Raw genomic sequence first — 7,463 nt, forward strand, 5'->3', positions numbered from 1 at the left:
CAGGTCTATTCAATTTATTCCGAGGTGAAGGTGAGTGAGAGACTCAGTACACGTACAGAAATTCATTTGAGTTCAACAACAACAAACAGACGTCAGCTAACGCTCTGGTCTCCGAGGAAACCGTCCAAGGCTTTGGATCGGGAACGTAGTCTTCATAAACATTCAATTTTTCGATGAACTCAAATGGTTCACCAGTAAATTCTTCAACGAGGGATCGCACGACTTGAGTTGGGTATTCAACCGGCTCGGGCTGATGCTTTTTGTGATACACCTGCATTTCCTTAAGGTACCCGTGCAATCGCGACAACTCCACTGCTTTTGGCTCGCGAGCGAAAGCAATCTGCAAAGCTCGTCGAACCTGCTGAACCGTGTCGGTCGGTTGTTCTTTTTGTAATCGCAGTGCGAACGCAATTGATCGGTCAGTCATCACATCACTGTTGAGCAAAGTAAATGCCTGAGGCGTGACAGCAGCCGAGTCACGTAATTCACAAGACTCGTTAGGATTCGGTTGATTCATAATTTCGAGAAGTGGGTCGGCCTGCCCTCGCACGCGGTAGGCATAAATCGTTCTCCGATTCCGTTCTGCAGGTGTTCTTGATGGCTGATAAGCAGGAGCGATGGAGAACTGAATCATCCGCGGCTGAAGAGCCACTTCCATGTTGATCTCAGGCATAACAGGGACACCTCCCAATTCCGGGTTGAGCTCCCCACTGATCAACAAGGTGCTGTCGCGTAACTCTTCAGCAGTCAGTCTACGAGGAGGAAACGACGCCAGCAGATCGCCGTTTGGATCGACGGTCGCCTGCTTCTCGGGATCGAGTGGCCTGCTTGATCGCTGATAGACTTCAGACGACATAATGAGACGATGCAACCGTTTAATCTTCCAACCATTCTCGATGAAGTCTGCGGTCAGCCAGTCTAACAATTCAGGATGCGTCGGTTTGCCTCCCTTTGCTCCAAAGTTGTTGGCCGTCTTCACAATCCCTTTTCCAAAATGATATTGCCACACACGATTGACAATCGACCGCGCGGTCAACGGGTTCGCGTCATCTGTTATCCATTTCGCAAGAGCAAGTCGGCGACCTGTCAGTCCGTCCGTAATATTCCACGGATTATCAGTTCCCGGATTGGCTGGAAGCCCGGTGGCACTCAACACTCCTGGTGAAACCGCTTCAGTTGGTGCATCCAATGCCCCTCCCGCCAGGATGAAGTTTTCTGGTCGCCAGTTTTTATTGATGCTCTTCGGACGACGTAGCGCTCGCCCGTTCTTGAAACTGTCCTGACCGTTGTAGACACCTTGAGCCATCGGCTGATAACGCTCCATTCGGCGTTCCCAAATCCAAACGTCCTGCTCACGAACTTTTTTCATTCCTTTTTCTTCAGGAGTCAGACCAACATGACGGGGCGGTTTTTGATCTTCAGGGTCTCCCTTCCTCTCGTCCTCATTTTTATACGGGAGGCGATGCTCTTCATACCACTTCATCGCAGCAGCCTCCTGCTTGTCTTGAATTTTCTTTTGTTCTGCCTTCGCATACTCCAGCAAATGTTCCACCAGTTTTTGTTTCTCGGAAAAGCCCTTCACGTTCTCTTCCGGCAAGAAATCTGCCTTCAACTCAGCTGGTTGAGTCGTCGCGAAGGCTGCGTACATGCTGTAATAGTCTCGAGTCGGGAGAGGATCAAATTTATGATCGTGGCATTTGCAGCAGCGCATGGGCATCGACAGAAAAGATTGCCCAACATTATGGACAAGATCATCCAGGTAGATCTGTCGTGCCTCCTCCTGTGGAATCATGGCTGTCCCCCATGGCCCCATCCGTAACATTCCGGTAGATACAATCCCTTCCGCATCTCCGGGACGCAGTTCGTCACCTGCGATCTGTTCCACGACAAATTCATTGAACGGCTTATCGTCGTTGAAGGACCGAATCACATAGTCACGATAGCGCCACGCATTCGAGCGTTCATAATCATTTGAAAAACCAGCGGTGTCTGCGTAACGAACAACATCCAGCCAGTGCTGAGCCCAGCGTTCTCCGTAGTGTTCGCTGTCGAGCAATTGGTCCACCAAAGCACTCCAAGCCTGCTCTGGGTCCGACTCCCATGCCTTCTTGAAATCGTGGACTTGTTCCGGAGTAGGCGGAAGCCCAGTCAGGTCGTACGATGCTCGGCGAATCAATGTTCGGGGATCCGCTTGAGGAGCCGGTGCCAATCCCGCACTCGAAAGTTTCCGCAAGACGAACGCATTAATTGGATGCTTCGATCCTGGTGGAACAGCCACACTTTTGACTGGTTGGAAAGCCCAGGTTTCTTCCTTGCTGTAACGCCGATATGTCCAATCATCGGCAGTCCCACCGCTGGTGCCTACAATGACTCCATCTTCGTTTTCAGCAACCGCCCATTCTTCTTTCTGGATGCTGAGTTGTCGCGAAGCATCCGGCCATGGAGCACCGGCAATAATCCAATCTCGAAAATACTCCGTTTCTTTTTTGGTGAGACGGTCGGTTTCCTTGGGAGGCATTTCGTAGCCATCCCACATAATCGCCTGATACAAAGGGCTTTCTTCCGGTTTTCCAGGAAGAAGAGCAACATCTTCTGAGTCGCCCCCTTTGATCATGTTCTCGCGATTCAGGAGATTGTAACCACCGCGTACATCGTCCGGATCCTGTCCATGGCAACCAAAGCACTTGGATTTCAGGATCGGTAGAATTTTCAGGGTAAAGAGACGCTCGGACTCAGCATGCTGAGAGACCTCAGCAGGCTCGTCTGCGTAGCCGACTCGCGACAGACTCAATGCCTGAAACAAAACAATCGGAACGACAATCTGTAACCAGAACTTAGGGCTTGCCATGATTGTAAATTTCCTTAATTTCACCTGCGGACAAAGCCGCAGCGAAGATTGCAAATTCATCGATACTGCCATTGAGATTACGAATCGCAAATTCGGTATCCTCTTGTGTCGGCAACGTCCAATTCCCGATTGATGCGTCACGAATTCTTGTTGTCTTCACCAGCAATTCCCTGGGAATCTCCTCTTCATGCAGAAGATCACCATTCAGATAATGTTTTGTTATTCCACTACCCGCGTCGTATGTCGTCGCCAAATGCAGCCACCGTCCACTTAAAGATGGTTTCCAGAATGGGGGGGAAAGCACGATGTGATGAGTGAGTTTCTTTGCGTCCGGACCGCGGGCATCGTCTGACTTATGGCGAACCGAGAAGAACAACTGACCAGTATCAAGAATTTGCCAATGCGGCTCACCCTGGTTGTAACCATCTGTCAAAAAGAGGGAATTGTACCAGCGGTCGAGACTGTCAATCTTGACCCAGCAGGAAAGAGTCAGTGAACTGAATTCTCCGGGGATGTGCATTCTCACACGATCACCGGGACGCTTGAATTCGAGAGCCGACTTTGATGCCCAGCGTCCTTGAACGCGGTTCGCTCCAACGATTGCCCCGTCAAGCTCGCCACTCTCAGCCTGAATGCTGCTTTTCAACTTTCGCTTCCAGTCACCCTCTTCATCAAATGAGTAATACGCGATCAGCCTTGGGTCGCGCTGGAAGTTACCGGACCAGAGCTTCCATGCTTGATAGCGAGACTCACCCTGACTCCTGGCACGCGTTTCCAATGTCGCAATATCCAGATACCGCTCAGGCTCAATCTTTTCTGCCTGGAATGTCCCATCTCCTTTGAACACGCCTGCTTGCCCAGTTGTCATGAGGCGTTTGCTTTGCCCCGGTTTGTGCAACTCAACTTCTCCATCGAAGACCTGCACGTCGGCACCATCTGGCGACATCGAGACGCCGAACTCTGTTCCTAAGTCCACGAGTTTAATGTCGTCGAGTTCCAGCGAAAAACCACGTGCTGCCGGAGGAACTTGTGCACGCAGACGCCCACGATGAACTCTCGCGCCACTCACCGATTTCAAATCTAATTCGGCAGGCCCTTCAACAATGACGGTTGCGCCACAAAAGAACTCAATCTGAGCAAAACCAGAGACAATCGCAAGTCGTCCTGGAGAAAGAGCATCACCAACTTCGAGTGGGCTCTGGTCATCCTCCCAGACCACGTCGACGAGACTCGTAACGAGTGCGATGCCAGAAGAAGTGGCCTCCCCGTCATCACTTCGCTGTAAATCGTTGACCTTAGTAATCGATTCGGAATCGACGTTTTTCGAGACCTCAAGGTAAAAGACTCGAACCGTCAAGACACAGATTAAACAGAGGCCAGCGATGGCAGCCCAAAAATTGACTCGATAATCTCGATTCAACTGCTTACGGCTGACAGGAGGAGTGACTATGGGGGATCGTTCTTCAACACTCGGAGGATCTAATCCGGCATCGACATCCAACTTCAATGCAGCGGTCAGCACCTGTTGTTGAACAAAAAATGCTCTGGCATCCTCATCCGCACGGAGAATCTCACGAACACGTTCAATCCCCTCGTCGCTCAGAGTGCCAGCCTCCCAGTCAAAGAGAAGCGATTCAAGTTCTTCCAGCTTTGGATTCAATTGATCAGCCCTCTGCCATCATACGTTGCTGAACACAATCAGCGAGTTGCCGACGAATTCGTAAAAGAGCCACTTTGACAGCTCCAGACGTGCGATCCACAGACTCCGCAACATCGTCGACAGACATCGAACGGAAGTATCGACGCTCGATCAATTCTCGATTTGTGGAGGTCAAAACCTGTAAACAAGGTCGTAGTGCTTCTCGAATAATATCGATCTTCTCCGCCTGCTTCTCGGCCTCAACACTAATCGCCTCAGCCAACTCGGCATCCAGTAAAAGCCGGTCTCGCTTGCGATCCCGCAGATGAGCCAACACTTGAATCCGCGCAATCGCAAACGCCCATGGTAGAAACTCTCTCTCCTGCTTGAATTCACCAATCTTCCGCCACAGCACCAGATTCGTCTCTTGCACAACATCCGCCGCTCGACTGTGATCGCCCACCAGAGAAAAGACGTACCCATAGATGCGGTTTTGATGTTCAGTCAGATGCCGAACAAAGATTTCAGAGTTGTCTGTCTGTTCCATAATCGGTTCCCTACGAGAGCATTTACCGTATGCCCCCATAAGGTTACACGATTTTTCAGAATTATTGATCAATTCGACGATGAAACGAACTCTCAAGAAAGCCATATCGCTTCAAGAACACTCACCATTCCACTGGCATCGTAGGTGCGATGATGCCGTTGAAGTCTTCAGCCGTCACCATTCGTTTGGTGGAATCGTAGGAATAAGTGGTGATGACACCGGTCGCCTTTTGCTGAAGTATGCCTTGCCTGTGGTTGAACGACTTGACTCTCTTCTTGGCTCACATATTGCTGAATTATTCCCCGTCAACTCGGCATTCGCCACGCCCATTACTCCACTAAGTTTCGTGCTGGGCGTGCCCCCCAACGCCGAGAAGCAAGCAGGAATTAATTTTTTATCCAACTTCTGCAGCGAATACTAAGATACTCTCTGCTTGCTTTGACAACAGGTCGGCTACGAAAGGCGCCTTGTAGAAACGCTGCATTTCCCGATCGATCGTGTCAACTCCAGCAAATTCGATGGTCCCGGACAGGTGGCACGCTCAGACTGGAGCGGAGCGTAAGGATGGGCGTGGCGAATTTTGTGTAGACTCTCATTCTTACACCATTGGTAATGTACTATCCATTTGCAGCGGATCAGGTGGCACGAGTTGAGTGTAACGAAGCGGCAGGGTGGTCGTGGCAATTACACGATGGACGTTTAGTCATTCATCAACCTCTCCCCCGCGCTCGCCACGCCCATCACTTCACTCCGTTCCGTTCTGGGTCGTGCCACCCGCCCCGTTACGAACGACCTGTCGCCGCCCCTGTTCGTCAACGCGTTGAGAATGTGCTGTGATGAAGTCTTCGACCTCTGCGTTGATCGCAGTCTGTAACATCCGCCTGGCACCTTCCCGAATAATTTCATCGAGCGGACTGCGAGACTCGAAGTTCGCTCGAAACGCGAGGACCTCTGGATCAAGATTCTCTGAGGAAGAAACATCGCTGACTGGTGCTTTGTTGTTGGTTGTCGTAGTCTTGTTCATGGCGTATTCCTGTGCTCATTTCGAGCCGCTGAAGGTTCAAGGTTTCAGCAGAATACGCCACCTTTCTTCATTTCAACAGAACACAACTTTCAACAATAACCCTATTAGCGCATAACTATCCCGAAGGTCAAAAGAAGCGCGGGCCCAAAACTGATCCCGATGCTCCCCACAACAAAAAAATCAGAGAGGAAGCGGCGAAGCTTGAGGCTGAAGGGAATACGATTGTTGCGGGCGGAGGAGGTAAAGAACGGCTAACGCCGACCCCTGGAGGCAATAAGGAAGGACGACGGGCGGACATAGAGTACGAGACACCGTCTGGGGAATTGAAAGGTCGAAACGTGGGCAAAACTAAAGCAGATGGCACTCCAGTCAAGCGTGAAGGGGAAGCACTCGACGATCTAAACGGACCTGGCGGATTGCCCACGGATTTTGTACCTTACGATAGATAAATCAATGGCAGATATTTCTATACAGTTTCACGCGGCCCCGGACGAACTGCTTCAGCTTTCGCATGAGATTGCGCAAGAATGCGGTGCTCTTGTCACTGGAATTCAATATCATCCATTCAAGGCGGAACCGGTTGCCATAGAGGGGCTTTCAGAGTTGCCTCCCCTCCTTAGACGGTTGGTGTTTTCATTATATGAGCCGACATTGTCAGTTACCTCTTGTACGGAATTTGACCGGTCGAATCCTGATTGTCTTCGGTTAGAACTGGGTCGGATTGAAGAACATGAACTGTCCCAATCGTGGTTAGTAGTGCGTACTGATGACAATGCGTCATTAGAACGATGGAGAATTGCGGCGAAGCTTCTTCGACAGCGAACACATGCAGGGGTAGTCGCAAGAAATCGAAATACCGGCCAAGAAGTTGTAATGAAGGCATTTCGCTATTCCGAACGCGCCATGGAGCTCCAGCAAAGAGGTGTCGAAATGCTACCTCCACAGGGCAGGAGTGGGCCGCAAATTCGGCTAGGCACCACAACAGGATGAGATCACTCCTAGCAGTCGTTAAACTGAATCCTGGCTGCGACCCGCTTGATTGACCAGCCATGGAGTGCATTGGGTTTTTAGAACTGTGTATGTATGTGACGACCATCCGGAATCGAACGTATGATCAAGAAACTCGCTTTGGCAATTGGCGTGTTATTGATTGCAGCCGCCGCATGGTTCCGATTTGTATCAGGTCCTCCCCCTCAGGAGATCGGCACGGCACCTCAATCGAATGAGATCGAAGTGAATTCAGTCGCAGATGCAGATTTGTTTGTTGAAACATTCGGACAGGTGGCACGCAACGCCGTTCAGGGATTTTCGTTTTTAGGAGACTTAACTGATTGGTATTGAAAGACTTCGAGCCTTTGATCACCTTTGTTTTTGCACAAACAATTACGGTGAGCAGGGAGGCTCG

The 7,463-nt window shown here is 50.6% G+C and carries 6 protein-coding genes and 1 pseudogene; 2 read left to right on the top strand and 5 right to left on the bottom strand.

From position 1 onward, the window contains the following. Positions 1-43 precede the first annotated feature (43 nt). From ACN0YR_RS24170 to ACN0YR_RS24180, 3 genes are read right to left on the bottom strand one after another with little or no spacing between them, the layout of a single operon-like run. On the bottom strand, positions 44-2,848 hold the full coding sequence (locus tag ACN0YR_RS24170) for a PSD1 and planctomycete cytochrome C domain-containing protein (protein WP_417851781.1): 2,805 nt from the start codon (positions 2,846-2,848) through the stop codon (positions 44-46). Next, positions 2,835-4,508 (bottom strand): LamG-like jellyroll fold domain-containing protein, encoded by a 1,674-nt coding sequence (locus ACN0YR_RS24175; protein WP_417851782.1) that lies wholly within the window; start codon positions 4,506-4,508, stop codon positions 2,835-2,837. The genes ACN0YR_RS24170 and ACN0YR_RS24175 overlap by 14 nt, the downstream gene beginning before the upstream one ends. A gap of 4 nt (positions 4,509-4,512) precedes the next feature. Further along, a complete protein-coding gene (locus ACN0YR_RS24180) occupies positions 4,513-5,034 on the bottom strand; it encodes a sigma-70 family RNA polymerase sigma factor (RefSeq protein WP_417851783.1) in 522 nt (173 codons plus the stop codon). Between the two features lie 79 nt (positions 5,035-5,113). On the opposite strand from ACN0YR_RS24180, the gene ACN0YR_RS24185 reads away from it, so the two are divergent. Beyond that, entirely contained in the window at positions 5,114-5,455 is a 342-nt protein-coding gene (locus ACN0YR_RS24185) for a hypothetical protein (RefSeq protein WP_417851784.1), read from the top strand. A 357-nt stretch (positions 5,456-5,812) separates the two neighbouring features. On the opposite strand, the pseudogene ACN0YR_RS24190 reads toward ACN0YR_RS24185, so the two are convergent. Together ACN0YR_RS24190 and ACN0YR_RS24195 are read right to left on the bottom strand one after the other, a co-directional pair. Next, positions 5,813-6,058 (bottom strand): annotated as a pseudogene (locus tag ACN0YR_RS24190) (IS256 family transposase); the annotation flags it as partial. Between the two features lie 658 nt (positions 6,059-6,716). Beyond that, positions 6,717-6,941 carry a hypothetical protein gene (locus ACN0YR_RS24195; RefSeq protein ID WP_417851785.1) on the bottom strand — a complete coding sequence of 75 codons (225 nt, stop codon included), beginning with the start codon at positions 6,939-6,941 and terminating at the stop codon, positions 6,717-6,719. A gap of 227 nt (positions 6,942-7,168) precedes the next feature. On the opposite strand from ACN0YR_RS24195, the gene ACN0YR_RS24200 reads away from it, so the two are divergent. Then, on the top strand, positions 7,169-7,399 hold the full coding sequence (locus tag ACN0YR_RS24200) for a hypothetical protein (protein WP_417851786.1): 231 nt from the start codon (positions 7,169-7,171) through the stop codon (positions 7,397-7,399). Positions 7,400-7,463: the final 64 nt, after the last annotated feature.

Origin of the sequence: Thalassoglobus sp., from assembly GCF_048270125.1 — a bacterium.
Taxonomy (GTDB): Bacteria; Planctomycetota; Planctomycetia; order Planctomycetales; family Planctomycetaceae; genus Thalassoglobus.